This is a genomic window from Pseudoalteromonas sp. MM17-2 (genome assembly GCF_022347945.1).
In the GTDB taxonomy this organism is placed as follows: domain Bacteria; phylum Pseudomonadota; class Gammaproteobacteria; order Enterobacterales; family Alteromonadaceae; genus Pseudoalteromonas; species Pseudoalteromonas ruthenica.
Map to the genome: position 1 here is coordinate 22791 of NZ_JAKRFV010000025.1, position 21159 is coordinate 43949.

The following is a 21159-nucleotide window of genomic DNA, read 5'->3' on the forward strand; positions in this document are numbered from 1 at the left end:
TGATTCGCGCTTTCGATCTCAGCTTTTGTTGTGGAGTGTGCTTAAAACAACTGGGCTTGGATGCGAAGTTAGGTTTATCGAGTCAGGACGACGAGTTAAACCGTGTTGAAAGCTAAGCGGAGCGTTTAACAAAAACCTGAGTTCGTAAGCATTGGCGAATCACGGGCGCCCTAGGAGTTGTTAGAGGAAATGGGCGCGCATTTCCTCTAACCCGTTGTCGGCGGCCCGGCAAGATCTAAACTGTGTCACTGAGTTGTCAGGCTAAAGCCTGACCTACAGATAACTAATTTAGAGATGACGGGCAGGCTAATAGGTAACAGCTCCTGCGTTACCCTGGTTGGCGGCAAAGCATGACCTACAACGCTTGGCTAATGCGGCAAAGCCAGAGCTAAAAATAGTACCTTTGTCGGCGCAGAGCACCGACCTACAAGTATTCATTCAAGCAAGGCAGTCAGGTGTCCACTTCCCGTTAATAACACAGGCTTGCACCTGACTCTTCGTTAGCGTGTTGCTGCCACCGTATCACTAATCGATTGCCAAATCCGTGCGGGTAACAGCTGATGTAAATCCTCATTGAGAATAAGCAGAGCATCACTGTGTATTAGTTTATTGTCATCTTGTTTGCTGATTAATTGTTGCTCGCTGAGGTTGGCAATAAAGCTGGAAAGCACTTTTTTGTCAAAGAACTCGGGGCTCTTAATGCCATGCAAAGTGCCTAAACGCTGCGCTACGGCGGTGCTTTCTTTTTCCAATTCTGCTGGACTTAAGCTTTTATCTTCACTGAGTAAGCCAATGACTAAGGCGTAGCGCATCAAGGTGTGGTGTACCACTTTACCCAGCATTTCAAGCGTTGCTGGGTTATCGCCGTCTTTAAGTACTTCAAGCTGGTCGCCCTGTTCGCGGATCAGCCCTTGGTCAACAAAGCTACTAAGAATATTGTCGATATACTCATCTTTTAGCTCCAGTAAGAACCATTCTTTGGCAAACAGCGGGTATAGACGTTTAACCTGAGCTTTGCATTCACTGCGGGTAATTCGATGGTTGTTAAACAGTTGTTGTGCAATAACGCTAGGCACGGCAAATAAGTGCAGCACATTGTTACGGTAGTAATTAAATAAGGTGCGCTCTTTTTCGGTGATGGCAATGATGTCGCCGAATTGATCTTTAAGCACATCAAACTTGTTGAGTGTCAGTGCATGTTCCAGTAATTGCTTGGCGTTTTGTTCGGGCAAGGTTATTTGTTCGCTTAATGGTGCATCGCTGAGCATGCGCAGATAGAAGTTCATTTGCTCAATTAGCTGCACCTTACTGAGCGCAAACTGGTCGTTAGTCAGTAAAATTGTGGCTAACAGGTTCACCGAGTTGATGGCGGCAGCACTATTAATATTGACCATAATTTCATCGGCTAGCTTGCTTACCTGAGAGCCTAGCCATGCTGGTTTTTGTACATCGGTAGGGTGAATGGCGTCGCGCCAATCAGGCTGTTGCTCATTAAGGAATTGATTAACGTTAATGGGGGCGCCAAAATTCACATTACCACGGCCATAGTTCTTCAGGTTTTTGATGGCTTTAAACACCCCAAAGACCGATTCGTTCTTTTTATTATTACCCGCCAATTCTTTTAGGTAGGTGTTAATTTCCATGACGTGCTCGTAACCAATGTACACCGGTACAATAGAAATTGGGCGGTCAATCCCCCTTAGCATCGCTTGCAATGTCATTGCCAGCATTCCGGTTTTTGGGGGAAGTAAACGGCCAGTACGGCTGCGTCCACCCTCGGTATAAAACTTCACCGAGTAGCCTTTAATAAAGAGTTGACTGAGGTACTCTTTGAATACCGCTGAGTAGAGTTTATTACCGCTAAACGAGCGACGAATAAAGAACGCACCACTGCGACGGAATATCGGCCCTGCAGGGAAAAAATCCAGATTAATGCCGGCGGCAATATGCGGCGGTACTAAGCCTTGATGATAAATTACATACGTGAGCAGTAGATAATCCATGTGGCTGCGATGACAGGGGACATAAATGACTTCGTGGCCTTTGTCGGTGAGCTCACGCACTTGTTCGGCGTAACGTACATCAATACCGTTATACAGCTTGTTCCAAAGCCAAGTTAAGACTCTATCGGCAACACGAACCATGGCATCAGAATAATTGGCAGCGACTTCATCGAGTAAACGTAAGGCGTTTTGTCGTGCTTCTTCATGACTCAAGCCCTTCGCTTTGGCTTCATCAGCAATGGCCTTTTTGATCGTCGGTGAGGCCAACAGTGAGTTAAAAAGCTGTTCTCTCGAGGGGAGTTTAGGCCCCGTAGCGGCCAACTTTTGACGGCGAAAGTGCACCCGCGCCACGCGAATAAGTTTGTGAGGTAGCTCGTCTTTATCCCCTTTTTCATGCACTAGTTGGGTTAAATCTAGGGGCTGGCTAAAGCGAATAAAGTTGTCTCGCCCGGAAAAAAGCACCACAAATATTTTGCGAAACCAGCTCGGTGTGAGCGAGTGGGAAATTAACGTTCCTAAACCAGGCTTTTCTTTTCCTGGATTACGGCCCCATAAAATGGTCACCGGTATTATTTGGATTTTCTGCTCTGGAGCTTGTTCTAACGCGGCGAAAATACGCTTGCCTTGTTCGGTGGCGTCACTGGGCTTGCTCGTTGAGCCGAACAATGGCGGCGGGTTTTGGATACCAATAAAGCGTGGTAACGACTTTGAAGCCAACAATTGTTCTTTGGTTGGATCAGGGAGGTTTAGGCGTCGACATACCTTGGCTAAGGCGGCGATATCGGTGCGCGAATTGAGTCGACCAATATAAAAGGTCGGTACGTTAACATCAAGCTCGTACTCCGCCACAGGCTCCTTGGGGAGCACCTTAGAGTTCACGCTCAAGGCGTTGAGGATGCGCGCTAAGAAATCTATACCACGGCTTAACACTTTCATGGAATGGGTCACTCACTAAAGCACTTTATCACTTTGCCACCATTGGCAATGGATAAGAAAACACAAAATAGTGCGATAGGATACCAAGTTATCACTGGACTGACCATTTTTGGGCAAGAAGCTGAAGGCTATTCATATTAGAAATCCTCACGTTAGCTTTTCTAATAAGGGGTTACTAATGCGTTGATTATAAAATAACCTGGCTTTAAGCTTGTTGTCAGTTCCCAAAACGGATAATACGAACAATGGCGCTTACATCAAGCATCAGGCTAGGTAATAAGTCGTATCCCTGGGACTGATTACCTCGTTACGAAGGACATGAAGAGGGCGTTTGCATAGCAGCAGCACCCTTGCTCTGTAGGCGTACTTCTTCTTGTCTAACGTACTTCTTTTATTATGCAAATAGTTGTTGCATTTATCACCAATCTCTCTATAATACGCAGACTTTCTTTGCCATAGGCTCGCCTAGGTAGAAGGAAGTTAAATATAGGCTTGGATTTCAAGCAATAAACAGGAGTTCCGATTTGGAACTCAACGTAGATATAAGAGAACAACCGACTCCTTAAAATATTAGGGATGCTTCGGCGGTTTTTTTATGCTCTTTTTAAATGCTCTTTTAATTGAGGTTTTAGAATGTCAAATCAACGCATTCGCATTCGCCTAAAAGCTTTTGACCACCGTTTGATTGACCAATCAACGGCGGAAATTGTGGAAACTGCGAAACGCACAGGTGCTCAGGTACGTGGTCCAATCCCACTTCCTACACGCAAAGAACGTTTCACTGTATTGATCTCTCCGCACGTTAACAAAGACGCGCGTGATCAGTACGAGATCCGCACCCACAAACGTCTGATCGACATCGTAGAGCCAACTGACAAGACTGTAGACGCACTTATGCGCCTAGACCTTGCTGCTGGTGTTGATGTTCAAATCAGCCTGGGTTAATCGGAAGATTAGAGAGGTTTTAGGAAAATGGCATTAGGTCTAGTCGGTCGTAAAGTGGGTATGACTCGCATCTTCACTGAAGATGGCGTATCTATCCCTGTGACAGTTATCGAAGCGACTCCTAACCGTGTTACGCAGATTAAATCTGACGAAACAGACGGTTATAACGCGCTTCAAGTAACCGCAGGCGAGAAAAAAGCTAGCCGTGTAAACAAACCAGCAGCGGGTCACTTCGCTAAAGCTGGTGTTGAAGCGGGTCGCGGTCTGTGGGAATTCCGTCTTAATGGCGGTGAAGGCGACTTTGAAGTAGGTAGCGAAATCACTGTTGATGTATTCAACGAAGTGAAAAAAGTAGACGTTACTGGTACTTCAAAAGGTAAAGGTTTCCAAGGTGGTGTTAAGCGCTGGAACTTCTCCATGCAAGACGCGACTCACGGTAACTCAATTTCTCACCGTGCTCCTGGTTCAATCGGTCAAAACCAATCACCTGGTAAGGTGTTTAAAGGTAAGAAAATGGCTGGTCAAATGGGTAATGTGCAATCCACAACTCAGAACCTTGAGCTAGTACGTGTTGACGCTGAGCGTAATCTGCTTCTAGTTAAAGGTGCAGTACCTGGCGCTATCGGCGGTGACGTTATCGTTAAACCTGCTGTTAAAGCATAAGTCCTGGAGATTTAGTGATGGAATTAGCAATTAAAGACGCGTCAGGCGCTCTTGAAGTTTCCGAAGCTACTTTTGGACGTGAGTTTAACGAAGCCTTAGTACACCAAGTAGTTGTTGCTTATGCAGCAGGTGCTCGTCAAGGTACTAAAGCTCAGAAGACACGTTCTGAAGTAAGCGGTGGCGGTAAGAAGCCATGGCGTCAAAAAGGTACTGGCCGTGCTCGTGCTGGTACAATCCGCAGCCCAATCTGGCGCAGCGGTGGTGTGACTTTTGCAGCTAAGCCGCAAGATCACAGCCAAAAAGTTAACCGTAAGATGTATCGCGGTGCGATTAAGAGCATCTTGTCTGAGCTTGTTCGTCAAGAGCGTTTAGTTGTCGTTGAGAACTTCGCTGTTGAAGCTCCTAAGACAAAAGAGCTTGTAGCTAAGCTTAAAGAGCTTGAGCTTAAAGACGTGCTTATCGTGACTGAGGAAGTAGAAGAAAATCTATTCCTTGCTGCACGTAACCTTTATAAGGTTGACGTCCGTGATGTAGCTGGCATTGACCCTGTAAGCCTAATCGCATTTGATAAGGTTCTTATTACTAAGGGTGCTGTTAAGCAACTTGAGGAGGCGCTAGCATGATCCGTGAAGAACGTCTTTTAAAAGTAATCCTTGCTCCACACATCTCTGAGAAGAGCACTGTATCTGCTGAAGAAAACAACACCATTGTTTTCAAAGTAGCAAAAGATGCAACTAAAGCTGAAGTTAAAGCAGCTGTAGAGAAGCTTTTCGAAGTAGAAGTAACTGGTGTTCGCACACTGAATGTTAAGGGTAAATCAAAGCGTACTGGTATGCGTTTCGGCCGCCGCAGCGACTGGAAGAAAGCCTACGTTACTCTTAAAGAAGGTAGCGAGCTAGACTTTGTCGGCGGCGCCGAGTAATAAGGGGAGTTAGAATTATGGCACTTCAAAAGTGTAAACCAACTTCTGCGGGTCGTCGTCACGTCGTTAAAGTGGTAAACCCTGATCTACATAAGGGTAAGCCATACGCTCCGCTTCTAGAGAAAAACTCTAAATCTGGTGGTCGTAACAACAAAGGTCGTATCACGGTTCGTCATATCGGTGGTGGTCACAAGCATCACTATCGTGTAATTGACTTTAAACGCACTAAAGATGGCATCCCAGCTAAAGTAGAGCGTCTAGAGTATGATCCAAACCGTAGCGCGAACATCGCGTTGGTTTGTTATGCAGACGGTGAGCGTCGTTACATCATCGCTCCAAAAGGTCTTAAGGCCGGTGATTCAATCCAATCTGGTGTAGATGCACCAATCAAGGTTGGTAATACATTGCCTATGCGCAATATGCCGGTTGGTTCGACTGTACACAACGTAGAGCTTAAGCCTGGTAAAGGTGCCCAGATGGCACGTTCAGCAGGTGCATACGTACAAATCCTAGCACGTGAAGGTCAATACGTGACTCTACGTCTTCGTTCAGGCGAAGTTCGTAAAGTTGAGTCAGACTGTCGCGCTACACTAGGTGAAGTAGGTAATGCTGAGCACATGCTACGTTCACTAGGTAAAGCTGGTGCTAACCGCTGGCGCGGTGTTCGTCCGACCGTTCGTGGTGTTGCCATGAACCCGGTAGATCACCCACACGGTGGTGGTGAAGGTCGTACTTCTGGTGGTCGTCACCCTGTATCTCCATGGGGCACGCCTACTAAAGGTTACAAGACCCGTAAGAACAAGCGTACTGATAAGTTCATCGTACGTCGTCGTACTAAATAATAGTTGAGGAATAGCCATGCCACGTTCTCTCAAGAAAGGTCCTTTTATTGACCTGCACTTGCTGAAGAAGGTAGAGAAAGCGTTGGAAAGCGGTGACAAGAAGCCAATTAAAACTTGGAGCCGTCGTTCAATGATCATACCTAACATGATCGGATTGACCATCGCTGTCCATAATGGTCGTCAGCACGTTCCTGTGTTTGTCACAGACGAAATGATCGGTCACAAACTAGGTGAGTTTGCACCTACACGTACTTATCGCGGCCATGCTGCTGATAAGAAAGCGAAGAAACGTTAAGGGGTTGAAGATGGAAGCATTAGCTAAACACAAATTCGCCTCTGGTTCGGCGCAAAAAGCACGTCTAGTTGCTGATCAGATCCGTGGACTACCGGTCGATCGCGCGCTAGAAATCCTGGCGTACAGCCCTAAAAAAGCGGCTGTGTTAGTTAAAAAAGTACTTGAGTCTGCTATCGCGAACGCGGAGCACAACGAAGGTGCTGACATTGATGAGCTTGTAGTAGCGAAAGTATTTGTAGACGAAGGTCCTACAATGAAACGCATTATGCCTCGTGCTAAAGGACGCGCAGACCGCATCCTTAAGCGTACAAGCCACATCACTGTTGTGGTTTCGGATAGCTAGGAGATATAAGTAATGGGACAAAAAGTTCATCCTACTGGTATTCGCCTAGGTATCTCTAAACCTTGGGTTTCTACCTGGTACGCGAATACAAAAGATTTCTCTGAACAGCTTTTTGGCGATCACAAAGTACGTTCTTTCCTTACTAAGGAACTTAAGAACGCTTCTGTGGCTAAAATCGTTATCGAGCGTCCAGCTAAATCAATCCGTGTAACAATTCACACAGCTCGTCCTGGTGTTGTTATCGGTAAAAAAGGCGAAGACGTTGAAAAGCTACGTCAAGCTGTAACTAAAATCGCTGGTGTACCTGCGCAAATCAATATTGCGGAAGTACGTAAACCAGAACTTGATGCACAACTAGTTGCTGACGGCATTGCCTCACAGCTAGAGCGTCGTGTTATGTTCCGTCGCGCAATGAAGCGTTCGGTACAAAATGCAATGCGCTTAGGTGCAAAAGGTATCAAAGTTGAAGTAAGCGGTCGTCTAGGCGGCGCAGAAATCGCACGTGCTGAGTGGTACCGTGAAGGTCGTGTACCTCTACACACTCTACGTGCTGATATCGATTACGCAACTTCTGAAGCTTCAACCACTTACGGCATCATCGGTGTTAAAGTATGGATCTTCAAAGGCGAAGTAATTGGTGGTCTTCCACTAAACGCTGAGCAAGAGAAGCCTGCTAAACGCGGACCGAAGAAAGCCAAGAAAAGTGCTAAGTAGGAGTAGCGAGTAATGTTACAGCCAAAACGTACAAAATTCCGTAAGGTGCACAAAGGCCGCAACCGTGGTCTTGCACAAAACGGTAACAAAGTAAGCTTCGGTACTTTCGGTCTTAAAGCCACTGGCCGTGGTCGTATGACTGCACGTCAAATCGAAGCAGCTCGTCGAGCTATGACACGTCACATCAAGCGTCAAGGTAAAATCTGGATCCGTGTATTCCCAGACAAGCCAATCACTGAAAAGCCGCTTGAAGTTCGTATGGGTAAAGGTAAAGGTTCTGTTGAATACTGGGTTGCTGAAATTCAGCCTGGTAAAGTACTTTACGAGATGGAAGGTGTTTCAGAAGAGCTTGCTCGCGAAGCATTTAACCTAGCTGCTCGTAAATTACCTTTCAAAACCACTTTTGTAACTCGGACGGTGATGTAATGAAAGCTAGCGAACTTAAAGACAAAAGCGTAGAAGAGCTTAACGCTGAACTTATCGAGCTTCTTCGTGAGCAGTTCAACCTGCGCATGCAAGCAAGCACTGGTCAGCTAGCTCAATCTCATATGCTACGTAAAGTACGTCGCGATATCGCGCGTGTTAAAACGGTTATCAACCAGAAGGCAGGTGCATAATGAGCGAGAAGATCCGTACTCTACAAGGCCGTGTAATTAGCGACAAGATGGACAAGTCTTTCACTGTTGCTGTGGCACGTTACGTGAAGCACCCGGTATACGGTAAATTCATGAAGCGTACAACCAAGTTGCACGTGCATGACGAGAACAACACTGCTCAAACAGGCGATACAGTTACTATTCGTGAATGTGCGCCTATCTCTAAGACTAAGTCTTGGACTTTGGTAGACGTTGTTGAGCGTCCTAAGAAAGCTTAATTTTATTAAGTTTGATTAGACGACTGAAAAGCCCCGGCATATGCTGGGGCTTTTTGTTGTTGGCGACCTTAAACCTTGGTGTCATAATGGGTTCACTTACCTAGTTTTCTCTAGCCCAGCTCGAAAAAGGGGCCTCAATGAGCACCTCACTACAAGACGTATTAATCCTTGGCAATGCGCCAATCAAAGACAATTTAGCTGCGCAGGTCGATGCCTTTGAGCGCGTAGTACGTTTTAACTTTTGTGCCGGAATGCCCGTAAATTTGGGTAGCAAGTGCACTGACTTATGGTTAACTGGACGCGGACGTCAGGCTGCAAAACTGTTGCAGCAGCCTACCGCTGTGGACCCTGAGCGATTACAAAATGTGGTGATCACTGACCCGCCCGCACAGCCTGTTATGCAATCACTATTTCGACTGATCCGTCGTCAAGGAAAGTATGATCATGGTGCGGCACTGCTGGCTAAGTTCGCCCAAAGCCAATCTGGTTGGCGTGTTAGCAAAGAGACTCGCAAGCAGTTACTAAAGCGTTTGCATACTTATGGTAAACCGCAATATAAGCCGGTTTGTCCGAGCTCGGGTACCTTAGCGATTGACCACTTCTTGCAGCAAGGCCATCGCGTTACTATCACCGGATTTGGTTTTCAGGGGTGGAAGCGGCATCCTTGGGACTTAGAGCAGCGTTATGTTGCCGAACTTGTCGATACTGGCAAGTTACAGTGGTTAGCCTGAACACAAAGCGTCGAGACGACATAGCCTCAGATATCGCTTAACTTGGCATTATGCCATGGTCCTTCTAAACTGAGTTTATCAATCACAGCTGTGTCGTGTAGATGAAAAGTGCAGTACCTATTTTATTAATTCTGTTTTTGCTCTGTGGTAGCGCCAGCGCCAAGACGGTGCGATATATCGAGCCCTTTTTTGGCGATGCGACCAGTGATAACAGTTTTCATATCCAAGTTCTCAAACGTGCACTGAGTTTGTCAGAGGCTAAATTTGGTGCAATCTCTGCGCAAGCAATAGACACACCTATGTTGCAGGGACGGCAATTTCGCGCATTGGCGCGTGCCGATATTGACGTATTGTGGTCGATGACGTCCCGTGCCCGTGAGCTTGAAGCACGACCTATTCGCATACCACTTACTATGGGACTTATTGGCTATCGCATCTTTGTTATTAAGCAGCGAGATCGCCATCGCTTTGCCACATTGACTAGCAAAGCACAACTACAGCAACTGCTTGCGTTGCAAGGCCATGATTGGCCGGATACGGAAATTATGAGTAGTAATGGTTTTAAAGTGCGTGGCGTAAGTTGGCATCAAAGTATGTATAAATTACTGGCCGAAGATAAGTTTGATTATTTTCCTCGGGGCGTACTTGAAATTGGCGCTGAGGGAGAAGGGTTAGCGGCCTATGAGCTGAGTATAGATTCCAAATGGGTGCTTCATTACCCCGCCGCAAGCTATTTTTTTGTGCGTCATGAAGATGCTTCATTAGCGCAGCGCTTAGAGTATGGTCTGGCGGCCATGCTGCAAAGCGGCGAGCTAAAAGCTATGATTCTGAATAACCCACACCATATTAATGCGTTGCGAATGCTTAACTTCTCTGATCGCGAGTTTATTCGCTTGGATAACCCACTGCTTCCAGATAGTACACCGACGCTGGATCCGAAATATTGGCTCACGCCACAAGAATTATCTGAATTAGTGTATTAAGCGCTTGACCTTAAGCTAGGTTCAGGTTTTACAGTTTCGCTATCACATTGATAGTAAAGGAACTGAAGCATGACCCCTATGAATCAATATCTACAGGCACTAAGTGTTCGCAACTACGAGAATTCATTCGCGCAAGTTAACCAGTTGATCCGCTCTCATTTACAGCAATTTTCTTTTAGCAGTATCAATTCGCTACTCGGTCGAACGCTGAGTTTAGCGCCTGATGATTTAACCGAAAGAGTGGTTATCAAGCGCCAAGGAGGCTACTGCTTCGAGCACAATAAGCTGATGTACACATTGCTACAGCTCTTGGGCTATGAGGTGCGTCCAGTGATTGCCAGGGTCATGGTTAATGGTCGCAATGACAACCCGCGTTCCCATCGCTTAACCGTATTACGGTGGCAGCAAAAAACCTTTCTAGTTGATGTCGGCTTTGGCGTATTGACGCCGGCTGTAGCAATAGAGCTCGATAACACTGCTATACAGTCCGCCTTTGGGCGGCAGTATCGTGTAGAGGTGCGAGATGGTGAATATTTAGTATGGCAGGTTGCTCCCGAGCAAGTGTGCTTATATCAGGTTTCTTTGGCGAGATTTTACGAACAGGATTGTGAAGTCGCTCACTTTTATAGCCACCGGCATGATAAGGCGGCGTTCGTTAATAACCTGGTGGTGTCTCGAATTACCGCTGAGCAACGATGGTTGTTGCGCAATGACAGCTTTACTCACTTTGAGCTACAACAAGGACGATGGCAACAACACCAGCAGGCTATACGCAGTGTTGATCATTTGCACTGTTTGCTGAGCAATCAACTGCAGGTTAATATTAGCTTGGCAGATTCGCAGCTGCTTTTTCAGCGCTTTGTGAATAAAGTCGAGGCAATAAAAAGCCGCGCATAATGCGCGGCTTGATGCATTTAAGCGACCATTTGTCGCAGCACGTACTGCAAGATTCCACCGTGCTTGTAGTAGTCCCACTCTTTGGGCGTATCTATTCTTACATCGGCTTTAAACTCGGTTTTATTGCCATCCTCGTCGGTGGCTATAATCTCAAGTTCATCGGCTTTATCGAATAGGCCATTAATATCGAAGGTTTCTTTGCCGGTAAGCCCCAGCTCTTCGTGCCCTTCGCCTTCTTTAAATTGCAGGGGTAGCACGCCCATGCCGATTAAGTTCGAACGGTGTATACGCTCGTAGCTTTTTGCAATCACGGCTTTTATGCCTAGCAATAAAGAGCCCTTTGCAGCCCAGTCACGCGACGAGCCTGTGCCGTACTCTGCGCCAGCAAGCACGACCAATGGCGTGCCTTGCTCTTGGTACTGCATCGCAGCATCATAAATACTGGCAATGTCATCCTCGGGCTGAGTGCGAGTAATACCGCCCTCGGTGCCGGGGGCAAGCTGATTGCGCAGACGGACGTTAGCGAAGGTTCCACGCATCATTACTTCGTGGTTACCGCGACGTGAGCCGTAAGAGTTAAAGTCGCCTTTAGCTACGCCATTTTCAAGTAAATACTGACCTGCGGGAGCATCGGCTTTGATGGCACCTGCTGGTGAGATATGGTCGGTGGTTACCGAATCGCCTAACTTGGCAAGACAGCGCGCGCCCTCGATCGTTGGAATACCCGGGGCTTCCTTACTCATGTTGTCAAAGAAAGGCGCTTTACGGATATAGGTTGAGTCGTCGCTCCACTCATAACGCTTTGCCTCTGGCACCTTAATATTGCGCCAGCGTTCGTCGCCCTTGTAAACGTCGGCGTAGCTCTTAGCAAACATTTCTTTGGTGACAGTCGATTTCACCAAATCAGCCACCTCGCTAACCGATGGCCAAATATCTTTTAGATAGACATCTTCGCCATTGCTATCTTGCGTCAGGGGCTCGTTGTATACATCTATATCCGTGCGCCCGGCAATAGCATAAGCGACGACTAAGGGCGGCGAGGCCAAAAAGTTCATCTTCACATCTTGGTGAATACGACCCTCGAAATTACGGTTACCGGAAAGAATCGAGCTTACCACGAGTTTATGCTGAGAAACGGCTTCCTGAATCTCATCAGGTAGTGGGCCAGAGTTACCGATACAGGTTGTACACCCGTAGCCTACGAGGTTAAAGCCAAGGGCCTCCAAGTCGTCCATTAATTCAGCTTTTTTGAGGTAATCAGTGACCACCTGAGAGCCTGGCGCTAATGACGTCTTCACCCAAGGCTTAACGTTTAGCCCCATCTCTTTGGCTTTTTTCGCGACCAAGCCCGCAGCAAGAATGACACTGGGGTTGGAAGTATTGGTACAGCTAGTGATCGCGGCGATGACGCAGGCACCATCGTTTAACTCGAATTCTTCACCCTTGTAGTTTACTTTGGCAACACCGGTGACCTCAGGTTCAGTTTTAGACTGCTTCGGTTGGCCGCCTTCGGAAACGATGCGAGCTTCGTCTTCAACTTCCAATGCTTTCTTCTCTGCGCGTTCATCTTGAAAGCCGCGCAGGTGTTTGGTGATGGTGTCACCCGCCTCATTGAGCGGAATGCGGTCTTGTGGGCGTTTTGGCCCTGCTAAGCTGGGTACAACGTCACCTAAGTCGAGCTCCAAGGTGTCGGTGTACATAGGTTCGTCGCCAGGCTCTCGCCACATGCCTTGATGTTTGGCGTAAGACTCAATGAGTTCGATTTGCTCATCGCTGCGATTTGTGAGCTTAAGGTACTCGAGTGTTTCTTGGTCAATCGGGAAAATACCGCAGGTGGCGCCATATTCTGGTGCCATATTAGCGATAGTCGCGCGGTCAGCGAGCGGCAAGTCTGCCAGGCCGTCACCGTAGAACTCAACAAATTTACCTACAACGCCTTTCTCTCTGAGCATCTGCGTCACTGTGAGTACTAAATCGGTAGCGGTGGTGCCCTCGGGCAGAGCGCCTTTGAGTTTGAAACCAATCACTTGTGGGATCAGTAGACTTATTGGTTGGCCTAACATCGCTGCTTCGGCTTCGATGCCGCCTACACCCCAACCTAATACACCTAGGCCATTAATCATGGTGGTGTGAGAATCGGTGCCCACGAGGCTATCGGGGTACGCTACGCGCTGGCCATTATCCTCTTTGGTAAACACTACGCGTGCTAAATATTCGAGGTTAACTTGGTGAACAATACCGGTTGCCGGTGGCACAACTTTCAAGTTATCAAAAGCAGTTTGCCCCCAACGTAAAAATTCATAGCGCTCTTTATTGCGCTCGTATTCAAGTTTGGCATTCAGGTCAAAAGCACCGTCTTTACCATAGCTGTCAACTTGGACCGAGTGGTCAATGACTAATTCAGCCGGCGATAACGGGTTAATCTTGCTGGGGTCGCCACCTAATTGCTCCATGGCATCGCGCATGGCCGCTAAGTCGACGATAGCCGGTACACCAGTGAAGTCTTGCATCACTACCCGAGCGGGTGTGAACGCGACTTCTTTACTTGGCTTGGCACTAGGGTCCCAATCAAGCAGAGCTTGAATGTCGTCTTTGGTAATGTTTTCGCCATCTTCATGGCGCAGTAGGTTTTCGAGTAAAATTTTCAACGAAAATGGTAAACGTTTCGCAGCATTACCGAGCGGACGAAGAGAGTGGATATGATATTGCTCAGCATTAACAGTAAGCTGTTCAAGCGTTTTGAAGCTGTTGTTCATTGTGACCCCTTTTATTTTTCCATTATTCCTTCATGGGTAACGCAAGATGCGATCCAACATGAATAATGCCCTTGGTTATGACTAAATTTTAGTCATAAATTAGAAGTGGGGTAGAAAAGGATGTTTTCAAGGGGTCTTTGGGTTATCCAAAAGAAATAGGCTTGCGTCCGGTGCGCTCATCTCGTTGTGGCTTTTTGGCTTTTTGTTTTTTTGCAGGAGTGTGAGTTTTAGCCTCTGGATGGGGCTTAGGTTGTCGTTGCACCATATTCTCTGCCGCGCTTAACGCAAATAGCTCGCCATTGAAATACAAGGTGTCTCCTGCACGCATTTTCTTGCGCTTTTGTGTGCAGACCTCTCCGTTAACACCTACGTAGCCGTCGGCGATAAGTAGTTTAGCATGGCCACCACCTTCAGCTAAGTCGAGCACTTTTAAGAGCTTACATAGCTCAATAGGCTCTTCCTCTAATTGCACTTCAATCATGTCGTCATTCATAGTTGAACCAAAGCGGATCGTTATTACGTACAGTATACCCGATAGGCTGCACCACAATGAGAAAATTTGCACTGAACTCATGCAAAATTTACCACTCTAATTGCTGTGACCTTCATGAAAGTGCCATTGAGGCCTATTAAAATAGCGCTTTGAGATTTTGGCGCAGTATTTGCTGGTAAGTGCCAGCCAAATATTTCAGGTAGGTGTAATGGCCCACCAACTTTAACAAATGGAGCTAAGAAAATGGGCGCAAGACAAGCTGTATTCGAAGAGCTTTTAAGTAGTAAATTTGCAGACCATTGCAGTGCAGAGCAAGTCCGTACATCGTTAACACGTGCTATTAAGGCTAATTCGCCACAACGTGAGTTGCTCTTCACTTTGTTATCTCGTTTTAATGACAATCATAACCGCATTCTGTACCAAGGGCACAGTGGCGAAGCTGAGCTTACTTATTGCCACCATAAGTTGTTCAAAGAAGTCACTTATCATAAAGATAGCATCAATAAGTGGTTGGCGAATCACGGTGTAAACACAGTAAACCTTTAGCCACTACAACAATGAGTTTATATACGAGCAGCACCTTGTGCTGCTTTTTTAATTGCTGTAAATTAATTGATTACAAGTGTAATCAATTGGTGAGTAATGAAGGAATTATTACTATTTATCGGTATTTTCGTTTTGGCAGGCTGCCAAAGTGCTCGCATTCATATAGTCGCGCCGAGTTTTGATAAGCAGCAAAAGCAGCAGCTAGCACAGCATTTTTCTGATCAAAACTTGAAGGTTAACTTTGCTCAAGGAGTGCTTGCCCCGAGCGAGTTCAATGAGGCAAGCATCACCATGAGCCCAACATTTGCTGACTTCAAGTTATTGGGCTTAGTAAAGGATGCGCTGCGCAGCGCAGGTTATTACAAGGTGGACGAACTGCGTTTCGCTCAGCAGCAACAGTTTTATTATGAAGGGCACATCGGTGTCTATTTATTGTTACCTAAAGAGCAAAGGTTGCCTTTATATGTGGAGAGCGAGGATTGCACCCCTTATCGCACGTTAATGCTAACGCCAGAGGGTCGATGGCAGCTTGATGATTTTGTCTCAAAACCTCTCGCTGGTACTTGGCGTCGCCAAGGTGAGCGTGTGGTTTTAACTAGCGATAGCGGCGTTGATACCCACCTTCATTATGAGCGTACCACGCGGATAACCTACCGGGGTGAGCGCCCGGCGCATGTACTTAAAGCGTTGCCAGGCACACAAGGTGCATTCAAGTGCACCTTTGTTGCTATTAATATGAATTAAAGACGATATTAGTCGTTTAATGCGCTAACGATGAAGTACGGATTGAGGTAGCTGTCTTTTTGGTTGTAGCGCAGTGGCCCACCTTCAATCGTTGTGACCCGGGCTCCGGCAATTGCGGCAACCGCGTGCCCGGCGCCGGTATCCCACTGGGATGTCGGCCCTAAACGTGGATATATATCAGCTTCTCCTTCGGCGACTAGGCATAGCTTGAGCGAACTGCCTTTAGCGACCATATCCACCTCATCGAACTGAGTAAGGTATTGCGCTAACTCCTCAGATGGGTGCGAGCGACTGCCGACCACTCTTATTAACCCTTGGTTTTGCTTTGCCGTCACTTTAAGCTCAATGCGCTCTTCGCCCTGTTGTTTAAAGGCGCCAATCTCTTTTGCGGCGAGATAGCTGACTCCCAGAGCGGGTGCATCAACGACACCCATTACCGGCTCACCCTTGTCAATCAGCGCAATATTGACTGTAAACTCACCATTTTTCTTTATAAATTCTTTGGTCCCGTCGATAGGATCAACGAGCCAGTAACGTTGCCACTGCTGGCGCTGCTGCCATGAAATATCCGCGTTTTCTTCACTGAGAATGGGAAGCTCCGGAGTCAGTGCTTGAAGCCCTGCGACGATCACCTTGTGAGCCGCTAAATCGGCATCAGTGACCGGGCTTTTATCATCCTTATACTCCACGGCGAAATCTTTGTTATAGATTGTCATCGCAGCTTGGCCTGCGTCACGAGCAAGGTCGAGGATATTTTCTAGCAACTCTGGAGGGTTCATACTCTAGCCTATGATATTTCGGGTACGTAAATGGGCAATGAGCTGGGCGACACATGCTTGTACATCCAACTCAGCGGTATTTAGTGTGAGCTCTGGATGCTGCGGAATTTCATAATCGGAGTCAATGCCCGTAAAGTGGGCAATTTCTCCAGCACGGGCCTTTTTATATAAGCCTTTTGGATCGCGCTGTTCGCAGGTTGCCAATGGCGTATCAAGGTATACCTCAATAAACTCATGCTCTTGCACTAGGTTACGAACCATATCACGCTCAGCTTGAAAGGGAGAAATAAAGGCGGTCAGTACCAACAAACCCGCATCTACCATGAGTTTGGCACTTTCGCCGACACGACGAATATTTTCCTTACGATCAGCATCGCTAAATCCTAAATCACCACACAAACCATGGCGAACATTATCACCATCCAGTAAGTAAGTATGATGACCTAAATGATAAAGCGCTGACTCTAAGGCTCCGGCGATGGTGCTTTTTCCTGAGCCTGAAAAGCCAGTAAACCAAATAATGCAACTTTTATGCTTGTTAAGCTGTTGGCGCTTGGCTTTATCGACACCATGGTGGTGCCACACAATGTTTTCGTCCATTTCTCGGTCTCGATATTAAAACGGAAAGACATAAGTAATGAGGCTGAGCACTACCACCGCATAGGCGATAGACATGATCACGCCTATGCGGGCAAAATCGGCAAAGCGATACTGCCCCGCATTCATTACAATCATATTGGTTTGATAACTATAGGGGCTTATAAATGCGGCACTAGCGCCATAAGCAACAGCCATGGCAAAGGGCATCAAATTCACCTCCAAGGAGCTGGCTAAGCCATAAGCCAATGGAAACATCAGCGCCGCAGCGGCATTATTGGTGATGAGCTCAGTCATCACCACGGTGATCACATACACCACTATAAGCGCGACAAACGGTGTGAGTGCGCTGTAGCCAGCCAACCATTGTTGTAAGGCTTGCTCTGCTCCGGAGCCACTGAAAGCGTGAGCTAAGCCCAATGCTGAGGCAATAATAATGACTAACTCAAAAGGAAAGCGCCTTTTGAGCTCTTGACCATCAAGCACCTTAGTGGCTAAAAGCAAGGCAATAAAAAGCAATAGCCCTTGCACCAAGGCAATCGTCCCCGTCGCCGCCAGGGCGATAACAGCGGCAAACCCTGCCAATAAAGTGGCTTCACTTTTACGGCCATAGGTTTTATCAACCTCATGTTCACTGACGAAGTAAAAGTTTTTATCTAGGTTGGAGCGATTATGAAAATCATGACCGACTGCGAGCATAAAGCGATCGCCCGGGCGGATTGTCACTTCGCCAAGCTTACCGGAGAGGCGCTCACCATTGCGGTGAATGGCCACGACAGCGGCGTCGAACTTCGCACGAAAGCCCGTTGCTTTTAAGGTTCGTCCCACAAGTGTTGAGGTGTGTGTGACAATTACTTCTTGTAGGTTCGAGCTCAATAGTCCATTGCTGTCGGCAAATAAAGTTAAGCCTGGGATGCGCTGTAAGGCGGCGACGCTGTGCACATGACCGGTAAAAATAAGCTTATCGCCAGCCCGCACTTTATTCTCTGGCCGTACGGGGCTTATCAACCGTCGCTCGCGGACAATCTCAACCAGAAACAGGCCATCAAGATCACGTAAGCCATTTTTTTCTATGGTTTTACCAATGAGTGGTGAGTCTGCATTGACCTTTGCTTCAAGGAGGTACTCTTTGTGCTCACCTTCTACCCTTGGGTAGTTTGGCAGTAGTCGCCGACACAAAATCAGCACGGCTATTCCACTTAAGGTGACTGCGATACCTATGGGTAAAAAGCTAAACATGGCGAGGTTGAAGCCGTCATACTGCTGCGTAAAACTATTTACAATGAGGTTTGTTGAGGTACCAATAAGCGTGGTCGTCCCTCCTAAAATGGCAGCATAGGATAGCGGGATAAGTAGCTTAGAAGGTGCGTGATACTTATTGCGAGTAAGGGGCCCCACCAATGAAGCGACTACGGCGGTGTTATTCAAAAAAGCCGAGGCGGCAGCGGTCACGGTGCTTACTTTAACAATACTGGCTCGCAATGATGGGCTGACGATACCTTTAGCAACGTGCTGTAACAGCGACGTGCGTTCCAAGGCGATAGACACCAACATCAACAACACCAGAGTGACTAAACCAGTATTAGTAAAGTTGCCAAGTAATGTTGGGGTATCAATATACCCCAACACATAGCAGCCTAATAATGCAGCGAAAAAGAGTGTTGCTGGGCGTACATGAGTCAGTACCAACCCGGCAAACAACGCGACTATAATCGCTGCATAAAAGACCACATCCATCGTTTATTTCAACTTGCTAATATCGATGGCTTGCCAATGCGGGAAGTGCTTACGTACTAAGGCATTGAACTCGATTTCAAAATCGCTGTACTGAGCGTTATGCTGAGACGTTTGAGCCGCTAGCACTTGCTCGACCATTCCCGCTCCCACGGTCAGGTTACTGAGACGATCAATAAGAATAAAGGCGCCGGTTTCGCGGTTATCACGATAAATATCGGCCATCATCGGCTCGGTCAACTCCAACGTGACGATGGCAATTTCGTTGAGCTGTAAGCTCTCAGCTTGACCCTTTTCTAGAGTGTTGACGTCAATGGTGTGGTCAATGCGTGACACCACCGCTGCGGTTTTTTTAGTACCTAGCTTGAAATTATAGGTTTTACCCAGCTCTAAGGGTTGCTCGTGCATCCATACCAATTTTGCTTGCAGTTGGTTGGTTGCTTGCGCACTCGAGTGCGCAGGCACAATGACATCCCCACGGCTTACGTCAATTTCATCGTTCAAAGTCATAGTGATAGCTTGACCTGCCTCAGCATGATCAAGGTGACCATTGAAAGTGACCAGCTCCTTGACGCTGGATATTTTACCTGAAGGCAGCACTTTTACGGCATCACCGACTTTAAATTGTCCTGACGTAATGGTTCCTTGGAAGCCCCTAAAGTCAAGGTTCGGACGTACTACATATTGCACCGGTAACCGTGGCTCAAAGCCGTTATCGGTCGCTGCTGCAGGCGAGTCTTCTAACAGCTCTAGTAGCGGTTTGTCGGTGTAGTAAGGAGTATGCTCTGAGCGGGTAACTACGTTATCGCCTTTAAGCGCCGACATCGGTACGAACTTAATGTCTTTAACATTAAGTTGCTCAGCAAATTTTAAGTAGTCCGCCTTAATTTTTTCATAAACGGTTTCATCAAAGTCGACAATATCCATTTTGTTAATCGCGACTACGAACTGTTCAATGCCTAGTGAGTCACAGATAAAGCTGTGGCGTTTGGTTTGCACTTGCACGCCATAGCGAGCATCAACCAGAATGACAGCAAGATCGCTGGTTGATGCACCTGTTACCATGTTGCGGGTGTACTGTTCATGTCCTGGAGTGTCGGCAATGATGAACTTACGCTTGGCGGTAGAGAAGTAACGATAGGCCACGTCAATGGTAATACCTTGCTCGCGCTCAGCTTGCAAGCCATCGACTAACAGCGCTAAATCGAGCTCTTCACCCGCATTCCCAACTTTCTCATTGTCTTTATGCAGTGCGGCTAACTGATCTTCATAGATTTGGTGACTATCATGTAGCAAACGACCAATTAAGGTTGATTTACCGTCATCGACACTGCCACAAGTTAATAAACGCAATAAACTTTTGTCTTGTTGACGTGCTAGATAGGCTTCGATGCCTAGCTCTTTGACTTCATTAGCAGTTGCTGACATTAGAAATACCCCTCACGTTTCTTCTTCTCCATAGACCCTGCTGAATCATGGTCAATGACCCGACCCTCACGCTCTGATGAGGTTGATAGCAGCATCTCCTCGATGATCCCCGTTAGTGAGTCAGCCGTCGACTCGACTGCTCCAGTCAGAGGGTAGCAGCCTAAGGTACGAAAACGCACCGACTTCATTTGTGGTTGTTCGCCTTCATTAAGAGGCATACGTTCATCGTCCACCATGATTAGGGTGCCGTCACGTTCGACCACCGGACGCTCTTTTGCTAGGTACAGCGGCACAATCTCGATGTTTTCTTGGTAGATATATTGCCAAATATCCAGCTCAGTCCAATTTGAAAGTGGGAATACACGAATACTTTCACCTTGGTTTACTTCACCATTGAAAGTGCTCCATAGTTCTGGGCGCTGGTTTTTTGGGTCCCATCTGTGATGCTTGTCACGGAATGAATAAACTCGCTCTTTGGCACGCGATTTCTCTTCATCACGGCGAGCGCCACCGAAGGCGGCGTCGAATCCATATTGATTCAAAGCTTGTTTCAAACCTTGAGTCTTCATTATGTCAGTGTGCTTGGCTGAACCGTGCTCAAAGGGGCTGATATTCATTGCCAAGCCCTCAGGGTTTTTATGCACTAGCAAGTCAAAGCCATATTCTTTGGCCATGCGATCGCGAAAGGCAATCATTTCCCGAAACTTCCAGTTGGTGTCTACATGCAGCAAAGGGAAGGGGATCTTGGCTGGGTAAAACGCCTTGCGTGCTAAATGGAGTAACACCGATGAGTCTTTACCAATGGAGTAAAGCATCACCGGGTTGTCAAACTCAGCCGCAACCTCGCGGATGATTTTGATACTTTCAGCCTCAAGTTGCTGAAGATGGGTTAAAGCCATAGCTTCCGTCCTACTAATTTCTAGATAAACCTGTT

At 47.1% G+C, this 21159-nt stretch carries 24 protein-coding genes; 16 read left to right on the plus strand and 8 right to left on the minus strand.

Going from position 1 to position 21159, the window contains the following annotated elements; translation table 11 throughout:
• Positions 1-500: 500 nt before the first annotated feature.
• Entirely contained in the window at positions 501-2939 is a 2439-nt protein-coding gene (plsB, locus tag MHM93_RS16980) for a glycerol-3-phosphate 1-O-acyltransferase PlsB (RefSeq protein ID WP_239449948.1), read from the minus strand.
• A 633-nt stretch (positions 2940-3572) separates the two neighbouring features.
• Here plsB and rpsJ point away from each other — a divergent pair.
• The 14 genes from rpsJ (at position 3573) to MHM93_RS17050 (ending at position 11148) form a co-directional block, all read left to right on the plus strand.
• Positions 3573-3884 (plus strand): 30S ribosomal protein S10, encoded by a 312-nt coding sequence (gene rpsJ, locus MHM93_RS16985; RefSeq protein ID WP_010376390.1) that lies wholly within the window; start codon positions 3573-3575, stop codon positions 3882-3884.
• Between the two features lie 27 nt (positions 3885-3911).
• Positions 3912-4547, plus strand: coding sequence for a 50S ribosomal protein L3 (rplC, locus tag MHM93_RS16990; protein WP_022944317.1), 636 nt, complete (start codon positions 3912-3914; stop codon positions 4545-4547).
• A 17-nt stretch (positions 4548-4564) separates the two neighbouring features.
• Entirely contained in the window at positions 4565-5170 is a 606-nt protein-coding gene (rplD, locus tag MHM93_RS16995) for a 50S ribosomal protein L4 (RefSeq protein WP_022944316.1), read from the plus strand.
• Complete coding sequence (gene rplW / locus MHM93_RS17000) at positions 5167-5469, plus strand: 50S ribosomal protein L23 (protein ID WP_022944315.1); 303 nt, start codon at positions 5167-5169, stop codon at positions 5467-5469. The genes rplD and rplW overlap by 4 nt, the downstream gene beginning before the upstream one ends.
• A gap of 17 nt (positions 5470-5486) precedes the next feature.
• On the plus strand, positions 5487-6311 hold the full coding sequence (rplB, locus tag MHM93_RS17005) for a 50S ribosomal protein L2 (RefSeq protein ID WP_022944314.1): 825 nt from the start codon (positions 5487-5489) through the stop codon (positions 6309-6311).
• A gap of 16 nt (positions 6312-6327) precedes the next feature.
• Positions 6328-6606, plus strand: coding sequence for a 30S ribosomal protein S19 (gene rpsS, locus MHM93_RS17010; protein ID WP_010367084.1), 279 nt, complete (start codon positions 6328-6330; stop codon positions 6604-6606).
• Positions 6607-6616: 10 nt separating this feature from the next.
• A complete protein-coding gene (rplV, locus tag MHM93_RS17015) occupies positions 6617-6949 on the plus strand; it encodes a 50S ribosomal protein L22 (protein ID WP_022944313.1) in 333 nt (110 codons plus the stop codon).
• Positions 6950-6961: 12 nt separating this feature from the next.
• A complete protein-coding gene (rpsC, locus tag MHM93_RS17020) occupies positions 6962-7663 on the plus strand; it encodes a 30S ribosomal protein S3 (protein WP_022944312.1) in 702 nt (233 codons plus the stop codon).
• 12 nt (positions 7664-7675) lie between these two features.
• On the plus strand, positions 7676-8089 hold the full coding sequence (rplP, locus tag MHM93_RS17025) for a 50S ribosomal protein L16 (RefSeq protein WP_022944311.1): 414 nt from the start codon (positions 7676-7678) through the stop codon (positions 8087-8089).
• On the plus strand, positions 8089-8280 hold the full coding sequence (rpmC, locus tag MHM93_RS17030; protein WP_022944310.1) for a 50S ribosomal protein L29: 192 nt from the start codon (positions 8089-8091) through the stop codon (positions 8278-8280). Before rplP ends, rpmC begins: the two co-directional genes overlap by 1 nt.
• Positions 8280-8537: a 30S ribosomal protein S17 gene (gene rpsQ, locus MHM93_RS17035; protein ID WP_022944309.1), complete on the plus strand. Its 258-nt coding sequence runs from the start codon at positions 8280-8282 to the stop codon at positions 8535-8537. The genes rpmC and rpsQ overlap by 1 nt, the downstream gene beginning before the upstream one ends.
• A 137-nt stretch (positions 8538-8674) precedes the next feature.
• Positions 8675-9268, plus strand: coding sequence for a hypothetical protein (locus MHM93_RS17040; protein WP_239449949.1), 594 nt, complete (start codon positions 8675-8677; stop codon positions 9266-9268).
• 101 nt (positions 9269-9369) lie between these two features.
• Complete coding sequence (locus MHM93_RS17045; protein ID WP_239449950.1) at positions 9370-10251, plus strand: hypothetical protein; 882 nt, start codon at positions 9370-9372, stop codon at positions 10249-10251.
• Between the two features lie 69 nt (positions 10252-10320).
• Positions 10321-11148 (plus strand): arylamine N-acetyltransferase, encoded by an 828-nt coding sequence (locus MHM93_RS17050; RefSeq protein ID WP_239449951.1) that lies wholly within the window; start codon positions 10321-10323, stop codon positions 11146-11148.
• A 17-nt stretch (positions 11149-11165) separates the two neighbouring features.
• Here the strand turns inward: MHM93_RS17050 and acnA are convergent, their stop codons facing one another.
• Together acnA and MHM93_RS17060 are read right to left on the minus strand one after the other, a co-directional pair.
• Positions 11166-13904: an aconitate hydratase AcnA gene (acnA, locus tag MHM93_RS17055; RefSeq protein ID WP_022944305.1), complete on the minus strand. Its 2739-nt coding sequence runs from the start codon at positions 13902-13904 to the stop codon at positions 11166-11168.
• A 142-nt stretch (positions 13905-14046) separates the two neighbouring features.
• Positions 14047-14397, minus strand: coding sequence for an RNA-binding S4 domain-containing protein (locus tag MHM93_RS17060; RefSeq protein WP_045979796.1), 351 nt, complete (start codon positions 14395-14397; stop codon positions 14047-14049).
• A 243-nt stretch (positions 14398-14640) separates the two neighbouring features.
• On the opposite strand from MHM93_RS17060, the gene MHM93_RS17065 reads away from it, so the two are divergent.
• A complete protein-coding gene (locus tag MHM93_RS17065) occupies positions 14641-14943 on the plus strand; it encodes a hypothetical protein (protein WP_022944303.1) in 303 nt (100 codons plus the stop codon).
• Between the two features lie 96 nt (positions 14944-15039).
• Positions 15040-15687 (plus strand): hypothetical protein, encoded by a 648-nt coding sequence (locus MHM93_RS17070; protein WP_239449952.1) that lies wholly within the window; start codon positions 15040-15042, stop codon positions 15685-15687.
• An 8-nt stretch (positions 15688-15695) separates the two neighbouring features.
• Here MHM93_RS17070 and cysQ read toward each other — a convergent pair whose 3' ends face one another.
• The 5 genes from cysQ to cysD are packed head-to-tail and all read right to left on the minus strand — an operon-like array spanning position 15696 to position 21124.
• Complete coding sequence (cysQ, locus tag MHM93_RS17075; protein ID WP_239449953.1) at positions 15696-16466, minus strand: 3'(2'),5'-bisphosphate nucleotidase CysQ; 771 nt, start codon at positions 16464-16466, stop codon at positions 15696-15698.
• Between the two features lie 3 nt (positions 16467-16469).
• The gene (gene cysC / locus MHM93_RS17080; RefSeq protein WP_022944300.1) at positions 16470-17066 is read right to left on the minus strand and encodes an adenylyl-sulfate kinase; all 597 of its coding nucleotides are present in this window, start codon (positions 17064-17066) and stop codon (positions 16470-16472) included.
• A gap of 15 nt (positions 17067-17081) precedes the next feature.
• On the minus strand, positions 17082-18800 hold the full coding sequence (locus MHM93_RS17085) for an SLC13 family permease (RefSeq protein ID WP_152441333.1): 1719 nt from the start codon (positions 18798-18800) through the stop codon (positions 17082-17084).
• Between the two features lie 3 nt (positions 18801-18803).
• On the minus strand, positions 18804-20225 hold the full coding sequence (gene cysN / locus MHM93_RS17090) for a sulfate adenylyltransferase subunit CysN (protein WP_151173562.1): 1422 nt from the start codon (positions 20223-20225) through the stop codon (positions 18804-18806).
• Positions 20225-21124, minus strand: a complete 900-nt coding sequence (cysD, locus tag MHM93_RS17095; RefSeq protein ID WP_045979801.1) for a sulfate adenylyltransferase subunit CysD — start codon at positions 21122-21124, stop codon at positions 20225-20227. Before cysD ends, cysN begins: the two co-directional genes overlap by 1 nt.
• Positions 21125-21159 lie beyond the last annotated feature (35 nt).